The organism is Duganella sp. GW822-FHT06D06, from assembly GCF_058799615.1.
Genome location: NZ_JBXALQ010000012.1, coordinates 131940 through 146444, shown reverse-complemented (window position 1 = coordinate 146444; position 14505 = coordinate 131940). Strand labels below are relative to the sequence as shown.

The 14505-nt window shown below is 65.4% G+C and carries 13 protein-coding genes; 11 read left to right on the top strand and 2 right to left on the bottom strand.

Annotated elements, in window-relative coordinates:
• Positions 1 to 49: 49 nt before the first annotated feature.
• The 8 genes from AC1RMD_RS21355 to AC1RMD_RS21320 all read left to right on the top strand — a co-directional run bounded on the left by AC1RMD_RS21355 (position 50) and on the right by AC1RMD_RS21320 (position 9152).
• Positions 50 to 1273, top strand: coding sequence for a tetratricopeptide repeat protein (locus AC1RMD_RS21355; protein WP_492929145.1), 1224 nt, complete (start codon positions 50 to 52; stop codon positions 1271 to 1273).
• Between the two features lie 164 nt (positions 1274 to 1437).
• Complete coding sequence (locus tag AC1RMD_RS21350; protein WP_492929144.1) at positions 1438 to 2421, top strand: bifunctional riboflavin kinase/FAD synthetase; 984 nt, start codon at positions 1438 to 1440, stop codon at positions 2419 to 2421.
• 65 nt (positions 2422 to 2486) lie between these two features.
• Positions 2487 to 5354: an isoleucine--tRNA ligase gene (gene ileS / locus AC1RMD_RS21345; protein ID WP_492929142.1), complete on the top strand. Its 2868-nt coding sequence runs from the start codon at positions 2487 to 2489 to the stop codon at positions 5352 to 5354.
• Between the two features lie 63 nt (positions 5355 to 5417).
• On the top strand, positions 5418 to 5921 hold the full coding sequence (lspA, locus tag AC1RMD_RS21340) for a signal peptidase II (RefSeq protein WP_492929140.1): 504 nt from the start codon (positions 5418 to 5420) through the stop codon (positions 5919 to 5921).
• A 26-nt stretch (positions 5922 to 5947) separates the two neighbouring features.
• On the top strand, positions 5948 to 7171 hold the full coding sequence (gene coaBC, locus AC1RMD_RS21335; protein ID WP_492929255.1) for a bifunctional phosphopantothenoylcysteine decarboxylase/phosphopantothenate--cysteine ligase CoaBC: 1224 nt from the start codon (positions 5948 to 5950) through the stop codon (positions 7169 to 7171).
• Complete coding sequence (gene dut, locus AC1RMD_RS21330) at positions 7172 to 7621, top strand: dUTP diphosphatase (protein WP_445232716.1); 450 nt, start codon at positions 7172 to 7174, stop codon at positions 7619 to 7621.
• A 22-nt stretch (positions 7622 to 7643) separates the two neighbouring features.
• Positions 7644 to 8744 (top strand): M48 family metalloprotease, encoded by a 1101-nt coding sequence (locus tag AC1RMD_RS21325; RefSeq protein WP_492929138.1) that lies wholly within the window; start codon positions 7644 to 7646, stop codon positions 8742 to 8744.
• Between the two features lie 15 nt (positions 8745 to 8759).
• Positions 8760 to 9152, top strand: coding sequence for a surface-adhesin E family protein (locus AC1RMD_RS21320; protein ID WP_492929136.1), 393 nt, complete (start codon positions 8760 to 8762; stop codon positions 9150 to 9152).
• A gap of 14 nt (positions 9153 to 9166) precedes the next feature.
• On the opposite strand, the gene AC1RMD_RS21315 is transcribed toward AC1RMD_RS21320, so the two are convergent.
• Positions 9167 to 9298 (bottom strand): hypothetical protein, encoded by a 132-nt coding sequence (locus AC1RMD_RS21315; protein ID WP_020701555.1) that lies wholly within the window; start codon positions 9296 to 9298, stop codon positions 9167 to 9169.
• A gap of 43 nt (positions 9299 to 9341) precedes the next feature.
• Here AC1RMD_RS21315 and AC1RMD_RS21310 point away from each other — a divergent pair, with 43 nt between their 5' ends.
• From AC1RMD_RS21310 to AC1RMD_RS21300, 3 genes are all read left to right on the top strand, one after another.
• Positions 9342 to 10364 (top strand): XdhC family protein, encoded by a 1023-nt coding sequence (locus AC1RMD_RS21310; protein ID WP_492929134.1) that lies wholly within the window; start codon positions 9342 to 9344, stop codon positions 10362 to 10364.
• 96 nt (positions 10365 to 10460) lie between these two features.
• On the top strand, positions 10461 to 11351 hold the full coding sequence (locus tag AC1RMD_RS21305) for a DMT family transporter (protein ID WP_492929132.1): 891 nt from the start codon (positions 10461 to 10463) through the stop codon (positions 11349 to 11351).
• Complete coding sequence (locus AC1RMD_RS21300) at positions 11348 to 12265, top strand: DNA-3-methyladenine glycosylase family protein (protein WP_492929130.1); 918 nt, start codon at positions 11348 to 11350, stop codon at positions 12263 to 12265. Before AC1RMD_RS21305 ends, AC1RMD_RS21300 begins: the two co-directional genes overlap by 4 nt.
• On the opposite strand, the gene AC1RMD_RS21295 is transcribed toward AC1RMD_RS21300, so the two are convergent.
• Positions 12262 to 14499 (bottom strand): putative bifunctional diguanylate cyclase/phosphodiesterase, encoded by a 2238-nt coding sequence (locus AC1RMD_RS21295; RefSeq protein WP_492929129.1) that lies wholly within the window; start codon positions 14497 to 14499, stop codon positions 12262 to 12264. The genes AC1RMD_RS21300 and AC1RMD_RS21295 overlap by 4 nt on opposite strands.
• Positions 14500 to 14505: the final 6 nt, after the last annotated feature.

The following is a 14505-nucleotide window of genomic DNA, read 5'->3' as shown; positions in this document are numbered from 1 at the left end:
GCAGGACCGTTCCTGCCTATTTCGCATTTTGAAGAAAGAAAACTTACCCATGACCAAGTTTCGTCTCGCTCATCTCGGCCTGGTAATGGCCGCTATTGGTTTCACAGCAGCAGCTCCTCTGGCAGGTTTTTCCTCGGTTGCCCACGCGGCCGACGCGGTGCGCGCTGAGATCGGCAAGCCATTGCAGGAAGCACAGAAACTGGCTGCGGCAGGCAAGAACAAAGAAGCACTGGCCAAACTGAAAGAAGCCGACGCCGTCGGTGGCAAGACCCCGAATGAAACGTATCTGATCGAACGCACCCGCGCTTCGGCCGCTACCGCCGCCGGCGATAACGACACCGCCGCCCACGCCTTCGAAGCCGTCATCAATTCCGGCAAGCTGTCGCCTGCCGAAGCCCCGAAATTCTCGGAAGCCCTGGCCGGCATTTACTACCGCGCCAAGGACTATCCCAAAGCGATCACCTGGTTCCAGCGCGTGCTGAAGGACAATCCAGGCAACACCCAGGCGCATGAATACCTGACCCAGATCTACTACACCTCCGGCAAGTACGCCGAAGCCGCCAAGGAACTGCAAGGCTCGAAAAACCTGAGCGAAGCACAACTGGGCATGCTGGCCAATATCCAGCTCAAGCAAAACGACAAGGAAGGCTACGTCCAGACCCTGGAAAAACTGGCCGGTTCCTATCCCAAGTCCAACTACTGGGCCGACCTGCTGAACCGCGTATCGGGCAAGCCAGGCTTCGCTTCGTCGTTGTCGCTGGACGTGCTGCGCCTGCGCCTGGCCAACGGCCTGTTGACCAAGCCGAGCGACTACATGGAAATGTCCCAGTTGGCGCTGCAAGCGGGCAACCCTGCCGAAGCGACCAAGATCATCGACCAGGGCTACAAGAAAGGCGCGCTGGGCACCGGCGCCGACGCCGCCCGCCACCAGCGTCTGAAAGACCTGGCCGCCAAGACCCAGGCCGAGTTCGACACCAAGCAAGCCGCGCTGGAAGCGGAAGCCGTCAAGAACAAGGACGCCGACACGCTGGCCAATATGGGCTACGCGCTGGTTTCGGCCGGCAAGGCCGACAAGGGCCTGGCGCTGCTGGACCAGGCCGTGAAGATGGGCACCGCGAAAAATCCTGACGCCGTCAAGCTGCACCAGGGTATCGCCCAGTTCAACGCCGGCAAGAAGCCTGCCGCGCTGGCCACCCTGAAATCGGTCAAAGGCAAGGACGGCACCGCCGACCTGGCCCGCTACTGGACGCTGAACATCAACCACCCGATGTAATCCGGCGGTTTTGATGCGCGCAAGCGCTGTCCGGCCCCGCGCCGGACAGCGCTTTTTTTATGCTGTATCGCCGCATTTGCCGCCGCATTTCCGTCGATAACTGTCGGCCACCGCAAACAAACCGTATAATCCCCCATTTAGCGACAGTTTCCCCCCAGATTCCCATGAAGGTATTTCGAGGTCTACCCAATGCAGCGGCGCGCGCGCCCTGCGCGCTCACGATAGGCAACTTTGACGGTGTCCACCTCGGCCACCAGGCATTGCTGGGCCGCGTGCGCGCCGCCGCCACCGGCCTCGGGCTGGAAGCGGCCGTGATGACCTTCGAACCGCACCCGCGCGAATTCTTCGCGCACAAGGCCGGCGACCTGTCGAAGGCGCCGCCGCGCATCGCCAACCTGCGCGACAAGCTGCAATCGCTGTCCGACAACGGCATCGACCGCGTCATCGTCGAGCACTTCTCGGCGCCGTTCGCCGCCTTGAGCCCGCAGGAATTCACCGAACAAGTACTGGTCGAAGGCCTGCACGTCAAGTGGCTGATGGTCGGCGACGACTTCTGCTATGGCGCCCGCCGCGCCGGCAACGTCCAGATGCTGCTGGCAGCGGGCCGGCACTACGGCTTCCACGTCGAGACCCTGCCGACCGTGATGAACGGCAGCAACCGCATCTCCTCCTCCGCCGTGCGCGCCGCGCTGGCCGGGGGCGACTTCGTGCACGCCGAGGCGCTGCTGGGCCACCCGTACGCCATCTCCGGCCACGTGGTCCACGGCCAGAAGCTGGGCCGCACGCTGGGCTTCCCCACGCTGAACCTGCGCGTGCCGCACCGCCCCGCGCTGGCCGGCATCTTCATCGTGCAGGTGCACGGCCTGGCCGAACAGCCGCTGCCGGCCGTCGCCAGCCTGGGCGTGCGCCCGACCGTCGACGACAGCGGCCGCGTGCTGCTGGAAGTGCATGTGTTCGACTTCGCCCAGAACTGCTACGGCAAGCAGGTGCGCATCGAGTTCCTGCACAAGATCCGCGACGAGGAAAAATACGTCGACCTGCCGACCCTGACCGCCGCCATCGAGCGCGACGCCACCGTCGCCCGCGAGTATTTTGCACAATGCGTCAAAGAACGCGACGGCGCCATCACCGCCACCGACCGAATTTAACCGCGCGACCAGCCACGCGCGCCGGCTACACCGAACTCCCCGAATAAAAATCACTGAAGATAACCATGTCCGACAACAAATCCGCAAAGAAGCCTGAAAGCAAGTACCCGGTCAACATGACCGAAACCCCGTTCCCGATGCGCGGCGATATGGCCAAGCGCGAGCCGAACTGGGTCAAGCAATGGCAAGACAAGAAGATCTACGAGCGCGTGCGCAAGGCCGCCGCCGGCCGGCCGAAATTCATCCTGCACGACGGTCCTCCGTACGCCAACGGCGACATCCACATCGGCCACGCCGTCAACAAGATCCTGAAGGACATGGTGGTCAAGGCGCGCGGCATGGCCGGCTACGACGCGCCCTACGTGCCGGGCTGGGATTGCCACGGCATGCCGATCGAGATCCAGATCGAAAAACAATACGGCAAGAACCTGCCGACCGCCGAAGTGCTGACCAAGGCCCGCGCCTACGCGCTGGAACAGGTCGACCGCCAGCGCAAGGACTTCATCCGCCTGGGCGTGCTGGGCGAATGGCAGAACCCTTACCTGACCATGAACTACTCGAACGAGGCCGACGAGCTGCGCGCCCTCGGCCAGCTGCTGGAGAAAGGCTACGTCTACCGCGGCCTGAAGCCGGTCAACTGGTGCTTCGACTGCCAGTCCGCCTTGGCGGAAGCGGAAGTGGAATACCAGGACAAGCGCGATCCGGCGATCGACGTCGGCTTCAAGTTCGCCCAATTCGAGCAGCTGGCCACGGCCTTCAGCCTCGCTAAGCTGCCGACCGAGAACGGCTTCATCGTCATCTGGACCACCACCCCCTGGACCATCCCGTCCAACCAGGCGCTGAACGTCAACGCCGAAGTGATCTACTCGCTGGTGCAGACCGAGCGTGACGGCCAGCCTTTGCTGCTGATCCTGGCGCAGGACCTGGTCGAAGCCTGCCTGGCGCGCTACAAGCTCGAAGGCACCACCATCGCCACCTGCCACGGCGCGGCGCTGGCCGGCATCGGCTTCCGCCACCCGCTGCACGCGTCGGACGCCTTCTTCGACCGCCTGTCGCCGATGTACCTGGCCGAATACGTGACCACCGAAAGCGGCACCGGCGTGGTGCACTCGGCGCCGGCCTACGGCCTGGACGACTTTATCTCCTGCCGCGCGCATGGCATGAAGGACGAGAACATCCTGACCCCGGTCATGGGCGACGGCAAATACGCGTCGACGCTGCCGCTGTTCGGCGGCATGACGATCTGGGAAGCCTCCAAGCCGATCTGCAACGCGCTGAAGGAAGCTGGCGCGCTGTTCGAAGTGAAGATGTTCGACCACAGCTACATGCACTGCTGGCGCCACAAGACGCCGATCATCTACCGCGCCACCTCGCAGTGGTTCGCCGGCATGGATGTCAAGCCCAAGGACGGCGGCCACACGCTGCGCGAAACCGCGCTCAAAGGCATCGACGAGACCAAGTTCTTCCCGGACTGGGGCAAGGCGCGCCTGCACGGCATGATCGCCAACCGTCCCGACTGGACGCTGTCGCGTCAACGCCAGTGGGGCGTGCCGATGGCCTTCATCGTCCACAAGGAAACCGGCGCGCTGCATCCGCGCACCCCGGAACTGCTGGAACAAGTGGCCAAGCTGATCGAGCAGAGCGGCATCGACGCCTGGCTGGCGCTGGACCTGAAGGACCTGCTCGGCGACGAGGCGGCGGCCTATGAAAAGAACAAGGACACGCTGGACGTCTGGTTCGATTCCGGCTCGACCCACCAGACCGTGCTGCGCGGCTCGCACCAGCAGCAGTCGGCGTTCCCGGCCGACCTGTACCTCGAAGGTTCGGACCAGCACCGCGGCTGGTTCCACTCGTCGCTGCTGACCTCCTCGATGCTGAACGGCGCGCCGCCCTACAAGGCGCTGCTGACCCACGGCTTCGTGGTCGACGGCGAAGGCAAGAAGATGTCCAAATCGGTCGGCAACACCGTCGCCCCGCAGGACGTCTGGAACAAGCTGGGCGCCGACATGCTGCGCCTGTGGGTCGCCACCACCGACTACACCGGCGAGCTGTCGATCTCCGACGAGATCCTCAAGCGCGTCACCGAAGCCTATCGCCGCATCCGCAACACGCTGCGCTTCCTGCTGGCCAACCTGTCGGACTTCGACGCCGCCAAGGACGCGGTGGCGATCGACGACATGCTGGAGATCGACCGCTACGCCGTCGCCAACATGGCGGCGCTGCAGGCGGAAATCGCCGAGCACTATCTGCAGTACGAGTTCCAGCCGATCTACTCCAAGCTGCAGAACTTCTGCTCGGAAGACCTGGGCGGCTTCTACCTGGACGTGCTCAAGGACCGCCTGTACACCAGCGCCGTCACCTCGCCCGCGCGCCGCTCGGCGCAGACCGCGCTGTGGCACATCACGCAAAGCCTGCTGCGCGTGATGGCGCCGGCGCTGTCGTTCACGGCGGAAGAAGCGTGGGCCATCTTCGCCGGCGCGCAGGCCTACCAGGCCAGCGACGAAACCATCTTCACGCAAACCTGGTGGAAGCTGCCGCAAGCGGCCGACGCGGCGGCGCTGCTGGCCAAGTACACGGCCCTGCGCGCGGTCCGCACCGACGTCACCAAGCAGCTCGAAGACGTGCGCACCTCGGGCGCGATCGGCTCCTCGCTGCAGGCGGAACTGACCATCAAGGCCGCCGGCGACAAGTACCAGCTGCTGGCCAGCCTGGACGACGACCTGAAATTCGTCTTCATCACCTCCGCCGCCAAGGCGGTGCAGGTTGAAAGCGAAGCGGATGAAGCGGTCGAAGTGAGCGCCTCCACGGCGGAAAAGTGCGAACGCTGCTGGCACTACCGCGCCGACGTCGGCTCGCACGCGGACCACCCTACCCTGTGCGGCCGTTGCCACAGCAATCTGTTCGGTGCGGGCGAAAAACGCAAGTTCGCTTAACATGAGGGCCGCCGTTCCCACCGGGAGCGGCGGCGCCGTCGCCACGAACCCACTTGAAATCTTATGGCCACCAAAAAAATCTTCCCGACCAAATCCTCGGCCAGCCTGACGCCATGGCTGGGCATTGCCGCCATCATCGTCCTGTTCGACCAGCTGTCCAAGATCACCATCACCAAGACCTTCCATCTCGGTGAAGAGAAAATCATCACCTCCTTTTTCAACCTGGTGCTGGCCTATAACAAGGGCGCGGCGTTCAGCTTCCTGCAGAACAGCGGCGGCTGGCAGCGTTACTTCTTCACCGCCATCGCGCTGGGCGCGGCGGCCTGGATCATCGTGCTGCTGAAAAAGCACGGCAGCCAGCGCATGTTCTCGTGGGCGCTGTCGCTGATCCTGGGCGGCGCCATCGGCAACGTCATCGACCGCATCCTGTACGGCCACGTGGTCGACTTCCTCGATTTCCACTGGAGCGGCATCGGCCACTTCCCGGCGTTCAACGTCGCCGACTCGGCCATCTGCATCGGCGCGGCGCTGTTCATCCTCGATGAACTGCGCCGGGTGAACAAATAAACTCGCACCAACCGGAGTAGACCATGATGGAATTGACCGGCAAGAAAATCGTCCTCGGCCTGACCGGCGGCGTGGCCTGCTACAAGGCGGCGGAACTGTGCCGCGCGCTGACCAAGGCCGGCGCCTCGGTGCAGGTCGTGATGACCGACGCCGCCGCCCACTTCATCACCGCCGTCACCATGCAGGCGCTGTCCGGCAACAAGGTGTTCAGCAGCCAGTGGGATCCGCGCGTCGACAACAACATGGCCCACATCGACGTCACCCGCGACGCCGACGCCATCCTGGTCGTGCCCTGCTCGGCGGACTTCATGTACAAGCTGGCGCATGGCGTCTGCGACGACCTGCTGTCGACCATGTGCCTGGCGCGTCCGCGCCTGGTGCCGCTGCTGCTGGCGCCGGCCATGAACGTCGAGATGTGGCAAAACCCCGCCACCCAGCGCAACGCGCAGCAGCTGCGCGACGACGGCATCGTATTGTTCGGCCCCGCCGCCGGCGACCAGGCCTGCGGTGAAGTCGGCATGGGCCGCATGCTGGAACCGGCGCAGCTGCTCGAAGAGCTGATCGCCTCGTTCCAGCCGAAAGTCCTGGCGGGCAAGCGCATCCTGATCACCGCCGGCCCGACCTTCGAGCCGATCGACCCGGTGCGCGGCATCACCAATCTGTCATCGGGCAAGATGGGTTACGCCGTGGCGCGCGCCGCGCGCGAAGCCGGCGCCGAGGTGGTGCTGGTGTCCGGCCCGACGGCGCTGCCGGCGCCGTTCGGCGTCCAGCGCATCAACGTCCAGAGCGCGCTGCAGATGCACGACGCGGTGATGGCCAATGTCGACCACCAGCACATCTTCATCGCGGTGGCGGCGGTGGCCGACTGGCGCGTGTCCAACTCCAGCGAGCAGAAACTGAAGAAGAACCCGGACGGCTCGGTGCCGGACCTGAAGTTCGAGCAGAACCCGGACATTCTCGCCGGCGTCGCCGCGCGCACCACGCTGGCCGGCTATCCGTACTGCGTGGGCTTCGCCGCCGAATCGGAAAACCTGGTGCAGTTCGGGGCCGACAAGCGCGAGAAAAAAGGCATCCCCCTGCTAGTAGGGAATATCGGCCACCACACCTTCGGCCAGGACGACAACACCATCATCCTGTTCGATGAAAACGGCCACACCATACTGCCGCGCGCCGACAAGCTGACGCTGGCGCGCCAACTGATTTCGGAGATCTCGAAACGGATCTCCCAGCACTCCTTATTCGCCAAATAAATGAAAAACATCGACGTCAAAATCCTCGATCCGCGCATGAAAGACCAGATGCCGGCCTACGCCACCCCGGGTTCCGCCGGCCTCGATCTGCGCGCCTGCATCGATGCGCCCATGGTCATCGAAGCGGGACAGACCGTGCTGATACCAACCGGCCTGGCGATCCACGTCGCCGATCCCGGCTACGCCGCCATGATCCTGCCGCGCAGCGGCATGGGCCACAAAAACGGCATCGTGCTGGGTAATCTGGTAGGCTTGATCGACTCCGACTACCAGGGCCAGCTGATGATCTCGACCTGGAACCGCGGCCACGGCGCCTTCACGTTGAACCCGATGGAACGCCTGGCGCAGCTGATCATCGTACCGGTGCTGCAAGTGGGCTTCAACGTGGTCGAAGAATTCGGCGACAGCGAACGCGGCGAAGGCGGCTTTGGCAGCACCGGCAAACACTAACAAAAACAGACGGAGACCCTGGATGGTCCAGCAGACAAACAAGATCAATCAATACACCTCATTGTCCCTGATGGCGGCGGCATCGCTGCTGTCGGCCTGCTCGTCCTTCCAATCCAAGCCGGCGCCGGCGCCGGCCGAACCGGTGGTGGCCCGCGTCATCACCGAGCAAGCGCCGGTAATCACCGCCAAGATGGCCGCCGCGCGCGATTCCCTGAGCCAGATGGTGGCCCTGCAGGACCGCCTGTACCGCATCGCCGGCCCGCTGTTGATCAACAACGCGGACCTGTGCCGCACCCAGGCGCGCAACCTGCTCGGCTTCACCGCCAAGAACAAATACTCCTACACCGGCGAATTCGTCGACGCCGCGCAAGCGGTGCTGAACTACGGCGACCGCCTGGAAGTGGCCAGCGTGCTGGCCGGCAGCGGCGGCGCGCGCGCCGGCCTGCGCAAGGGCGACGGCCTGGTCGCCGCCGAGGGCAAGACCCTGCCGACCGGCCAGAATGCCGAAACCCAGGCCGCCGGCATCCTCGGCCCGCTGGTGTCCGGCCACCAGTCGCTCAACCTGATCATCGCCCGCGATGGCCGCAACCAGGCGCTCAACGTGCCGGTCACGCGCGCCTGCGCCTTCAAGATCGACATCGGCAACGCCGACAATATCAACTCCTACTCGGACGGCCAGCGGGTGATGATCACGCGCGGCATGGTCAACTTCGCGCAGAGCGACGAAGCCATCGCCTACGTGCTGGCCAAGGACATCGCCCACAATGTGCTGGGCCACGCGGCCACCACCCGTTCGGCCTACACGGTCGGCAGCATCATCGACAATCTGGTGTCCGTGCGGCCCGACCTGTCGATGTTGATCGGCACCGCCGGGGTCAAGCCCATGCCGCAGGAACTCGATGCGGCGGCCGACTACCTGTCGCTGTACATGGTGGCCCGCGCCGGCTACAGCCTGGACCACGCGCACGCCTTCTGGCAGCGCATGGCGGGGCAATATCCCGCCACGGTGCTAAACGGGTATACTGCCATCCACCCCGCCGTAAACTATCGCCTGTCGGTGATCGACAAGACCATCGCCGAGATCAAGGGCAAGCAGGCGGCCAAGAAGCCACTGGTGCCGTAACACGGAGAGACCGCCATGAACAAGCCTGGCCTGTTAGCAATCGCCTTGATACTGATGTGTAGCCGGGTCCACGCGGCGCAGTGGGCCAAAGTCAAGGGCGACGGCGCCGGCGTCTTCTACATCGACAAGGCCAGCATCATCAAGGTCGACCAGACGCGCAAGGTCTGGTCGATGCGCAGCTTCGGCAAGCCGCAAACCACGCCCGAGGGCAAGCCTTACCGTTCGCTCAAGGCGCTGCACCTGTACTCCTGCGCCGACCGCACCACCGTGCTGCTGTCGCAGGTGTTCTACCCCGAAGCCATGGGCAAGGGCGAGCCGGTCGAAAACTACAAATACGAGAAGTTCAACCCGGAAGACATCGTGCCGGACAGCCCGTTCGACAACGCGCTGGCCGTGGTCTGCAAATAGCTTGGTTGGGGAACTTAGCCGGGGAAATTCGGGAACACGTTCCCCATCAGCCAGGTCAGGCCGGCGCACAGCAGCACGGCGAGTATCAGCACGATCAGCAGGCGGCCGAATTTGGGCGAGCCGTCGTCTTCTTTGGGAGTGGTCATGGCAGTTCCTGCAAGCTTTAGAGAGCCGTAGTATATTCCATCCATGGACAGCATCGACCTCGAAGTACTCAAAACCAGCGCCGCCTGGATCGCCGCCGGGCGCCGCTGCGAACTGATCACCGTCATCAAGACCTGGGGCTCCAGTCCGCGTCCGATCGGCGCCACGCTGGCCATCCGCGACGACGGCACCGTGATCGGCTCGGTCTCCGGCGGCTGCATCGAGGACGACCTGATCGCCCGCGTGCGCGACCAGGGCATGCGCCGCACCGCGCCGGAGATCGTCAGCTACGGCATCACCGCCGACGAGGCCCACCGTTTCGGCCTGCCCTGCGGCGGCACCATCGAACTGGCGATCGAACCGCTGGCGGCGCGCAGCCGCGTGGCCGAGCTGCTGGAACGGCTGGAACGGCACGAGCTGGTGCAGCGCCGGCTGGACCTGCTCAGCGGCGAGGTGGAACTGTCCAGGGCCGCGCCGGGCGCGCAGATGCAGGTCAGCGAACGCGCCATGGTCAGCCTGCACGGCCCGCGCTGGCGGCTGCTGATCATCGGCGCCGGCCAGCTGTCGCGCTTCCTGGCGCAGATCGCCACCGCGATGGACTACCACGTCGTCGTCTGCGACCCGCGCGAGGAATACCGCGCCGGCTGGCAGGTCGACGGCGTGCGGCTGGTGCACGACATGCCGGACGACACGGTGCTGGCCATGCAGCTGGACCGCCGCAGCGCCGTCGTCGCGCTGACCCACGATCCCAAGCTGGACGACTTGGCGCTGATGGAGGCGTTGAAGTCGGACGCGTTCTACGTCGGCGCCATCGGCTCGCGCCTGAACAACAGCAAGCGCCGCGAGCGGCTGCTGGAATTCGACCTGACGCCGGAACAGCTGGCGCGCCTGCACGGGCCGATCGGCCTGTACATCGGCAGCAAGACCCCGTCCGAGATCGCGATCTCCATCCTGGCCGAAATGACCGCGATTAAGAACGGCGTGCCGACCGCGCTGCTGATCCCGCACGCGGCCACGCCGACCGCGCCCGGCGAACATGCCTGCGTGGTGGACATCGGCGCCGCGTAAAAAGCGCAAGCACGGACAATTCAAAAGCAAGAACCGGCTAGCCCGCGGCCCGCGGCTACGGGACAATAGCGCCACCGTACAACGACTGGAATCCGCATGAGCACCGCCAACCTGTTACGCCTGATCTTCCTCGCCGCCATCTGGGGCGGCTCCTTCCTGTTCATGCGCATCGCCGCGCCGGTGCTGGGCGCCGCCGTGCTGATCGAATACCGCGTGCTGTTTGCCTCGCTGTTCCTGGCGATCATCGCGCTGGCGCTGAAAAAACCGCTGAACCTGCGCCAGAACTGGCGGCACTACCTGATCCTCGGCCTGTTCAATTCCGCGCTGCCGTTCCTGCTGTTCGCCTTCGCCGCGCGCACGCTGTCGGCCTCGCTGCTGGCGGTGCTGAACGCCACCACGCCGCTGTGGGGCACGCTGATCGCCGCCGTCTGGACCCGCCAGATGGTCGGCGCCAAGGTGATGCTGGGCCTGCTGCTGGGCGCCTGCGGCGTGGCGCTGCTGGTCGGCTTCGACCATGTCACCACCAAGCCGGGCGCCGGCATCGCCATCGCGGCGGTGCTGTTCGCCTCCTTCAACTACGGCATCGCCAGCAACTACGCCAAGCAGGCCAAGGCGGTCGAACCGTTCGCCAACGCGCACGGCTCGATGTGGGCATCGACGCTGCTGGTGCTGCCGGCGCTGCCGTTCTTCCCGGCGCCGGGCGAGCCGACCATCGGCATCATGGGCGCGGTGCTGGCGCTCGGCGTGTTGTGCAGCGGCGTGGCCTACCTGATCTACTTCCGCCTGATCCAGGACGTCGGCCCGTCGTCGGCGCTGACGGTGACCTTCCTCAGCCCCCTGTTCGGCATCCTGTGGGGCATGCTGTTCCTCGGCGAGAGCGTCGGCTGGTACACCTTCGTCGGCGCCGCCATCGTCATCGCCGGCACCGCGCTGGTGACCGGCTTCCGTCCCGGCTTCGGCTTGCTGAACAAGGCCAAGCCGGCGTGAAGCCCTTTACCCTGGACCTGCCGGCCAACTACCGGCTGCACGACATACTGGCCTTCCACCGCCGCGACGCCGAGAGCGTGGCCGAGCAAGTCAGCCCCGAACGCCTGCGCAAGGGCATGCTGGTCGCCGGCGTGCCGGTGGTGCTGGAGATCGTGCCCGACCATGCCGCCGCGCCCACCAGCGCCGGCTGCACCGTGCACGCCGACGGCCCGCTGTCCAAGGCCGCGCAAGAGCAGGTGCGCGAGGCGGCGCTCAGCATCCTCGGCCTGCGCATCGATCCCGAACCCTTCACCGCCTTCGCCGCAAAGGACAAGATGTTCGGGCCGTTGACGCGCGCGCAGCCCGGCCTGCGCATCGTCCAGTCGGCCACCGTGTTCGAGGCGCTGACGTGGGCCATCATCGGCCAGCAGATCAACCTGTCGTTCGCGATCGCGCTGCGCCGCACCTTCATCCTGCAGGCCGGCCGCCAGCACAGCAGCGGCTTGTGGTGCTACCCCGCCGCCGCCGACGCGGCCAGGCTGGAAGTGGACGACCTGACCAGCCGCAAATTCTCGCGCGCGAAGGCGGAAACGCTGCTGCGCCTGGCCGGCCTGGTGGCCGGCGGCGAGCTGCCGCTGGAGCTGTCGCCGTCGAACAGCGTCGAACAGGTGTCGGCCGCGCTGCTGGCGGTCAAAGGCATCGGCCCGTGGACCGTCAACTACGGCCTGCTGCGCGGCTACGGCTACGCCGACTGTTCGCTGCACGGCGACGTCGCGATCCGCGCCGCGCTGCAGCACCTGCTGGGCGAAGAAACCAAGCCGGACATGCCGCGCACCGAAAAAATCCTGGCGCGATACAGTCCCCACCGCACCATGGCCGCCGCCCATCTGTGGGCCAGCCTGCACCCGCGCGCGGACGAGGACAGCCCGGCCTAGGCGACGCACAGGCGCCGTTCGCTGACATAGGCTTCGAACTGGACGGCGGACAGCGGCCGGCTGTAGTAGAAGCCCTGGATCTCGTCGCAACCCTGCTCCCGCAAATACTCCAGCTGTGCCGGATGCTCGACGCCCTCGGCGATGGTGTGCAAACCCAGGCTGCGCGACAGGTTGATGATGGCGGCGACTATCGCGCGGTCGTCCGGATCGGTGCTGATGTCGCGGACAAAGGATTGGTCGATCTTCAGCTTGTAGATCTTGAATTTCTTCAGATAGCTCAGCGACGAATAGGCAATGCCGAAGTCGTCGATCGCCATCCGCACGCCCAGCTCGTGCAACTTGTCCATCACGGCGATCGCCGCCTGTGGGTCGTGCATGGCCGTGCCTTCGGTCAGCTCCAGTTCCAGGTATTGCGGTTCCAGCTGCTCCTGCGCCAGGATGCCGCTGACCAGTTGCGGCAGGTCGGGATGACGGAACTGCGTGGTCGACAGATTCACCGCCATCATGAACGGCGCCATGCCCTGGTCCAGCCAGGCCCGCATCTGCCGCACCGCCTGGCGCAACACCCATTCGCCGATCGAAAGCATCAGGCCGCTGTCCTCGGCGGCCGGGATGAACTCGGCCGGCGACACCGCGCCCAGCGTCGGATGGTTCCAGCGCAGCAAGGCCTCGGCGCCGACGATACGGCCGTCGCGCGCATCGACCTGCGGCTGGTAGTGGACGCAGAGTTCGCGATTTTCCAAGGCGTGCCTGAGCGCGCCGACGATCTGCATCCGCCGCACGGCGGCGTCCTCCAGATCGCTGGTGAAAAAACAGTAGCCGTTGCGGCCATTCTGCTTGGCCCGGTACATGGCGGAATCGGCGCAGCGCACCAGCGTCTCCAGGTCGTGGCCGTCCTGCGGATAGATGGCCACGCCGATCGACGCACTGACCGACAGCTCGTGCTGCTCGACGGCGAACGGCTCCAACACCGTGTCGAGAATTTTCTGCGCCACGCGCGGCAGCGCCTCGACGTCGTCGCCCCGCAGCAGGAAAATGAATTCATCACCGCCCAGCCGCGCCACCATGTCCTCCGCGCGCAGCGTCAGCCGCAGGCGCCGCGCCAGCCGCACCAGCAGCGCGTCGCCGACGCTGTGCCCCAGGCTGTCGTTGATGTCCTTGAAGCGGTCCACGTCCAGGAACAGCACCGCCAGCCTGCGCCCCGCGCACTGCGCCTTCAGGATCGCGTGGCGCGCGCTCTCGTCCAGTTGCACGCGATTGGGCAGCCCGGTCAGCACGTCGAAGTGCGCCAGACGTTCGATCCGTTCCTCGGCCAGTTTGCGCTCGGTGACGTCGCGCGAAATGCCGAACATGCCCACCACTTCGCCGGACGGATCGAACAGCGGTCCCTTGGTCGACAGGAACAGCGCATGGCGGCCGTCCGGCAAGGTAACGTCTTCCTCAAAGGTCTGGGTATGGCCGGCCTGCATCACCAGCCGGTCTTGCCGGGCCACCTTGGCCGCTGTCTGCGCGGAAAACAGCTGCGCGTCGCTGCATCCCAGGATCTGCTCGGCAGATTTTTCAAGAAACGCGGCGGTCGCGTGATTCACCAGCAGGTAGCGGCCCTGCAAATCCTTGACGAAGACGGCATCCGAGGTGCCGCCGATAACGCCGCTCAACAGGCCGCGATCGGACTCGCCCTTGCGCAGGGCGCTGCGCATGAATTCGCTCAGCACGCTGACCACCGCGCCATTCACGATCAGCAACAGCCATTGCAGCGATTCTCGCGGATCCGCGAAATGCAGGCTGTACAACGGATGCAGGACCAGCAATTTGACGCCCAGCGCCGCCGTCGCCGTCGCCAGCAAGCCCGGCCCCAGGCCGCCCACCAGGCCACTGACCAAGATCGGCAACATGAACAGTATCATCACCGGATGCGGCTCAAAGGCGCTGCCCAAATGGGTGCGCACCACCAGCATGGTGCCGACCAGGATCAGCGCCAGCGCGTAGTGATACCAGCCGCTGCCGGCGGGGCTCAACAGACCGCGGGCCGCGACGTCGAACAGGGGTTGGCGGCGCTCGGCGGACGTTGACACGGCCCGCATCGCCAGCGCATAGCCGACCGCGCTGCACAGCACAAAGAACACCCCCTTGGCGCTGGACAGCCAGACCATGACGCCCGGTTCGTACAAGGGCAACATCTGGTCCGACAACAACACCCAGGCCGAGCCCAAGACCAGATAAATAATTGTCACAGATGC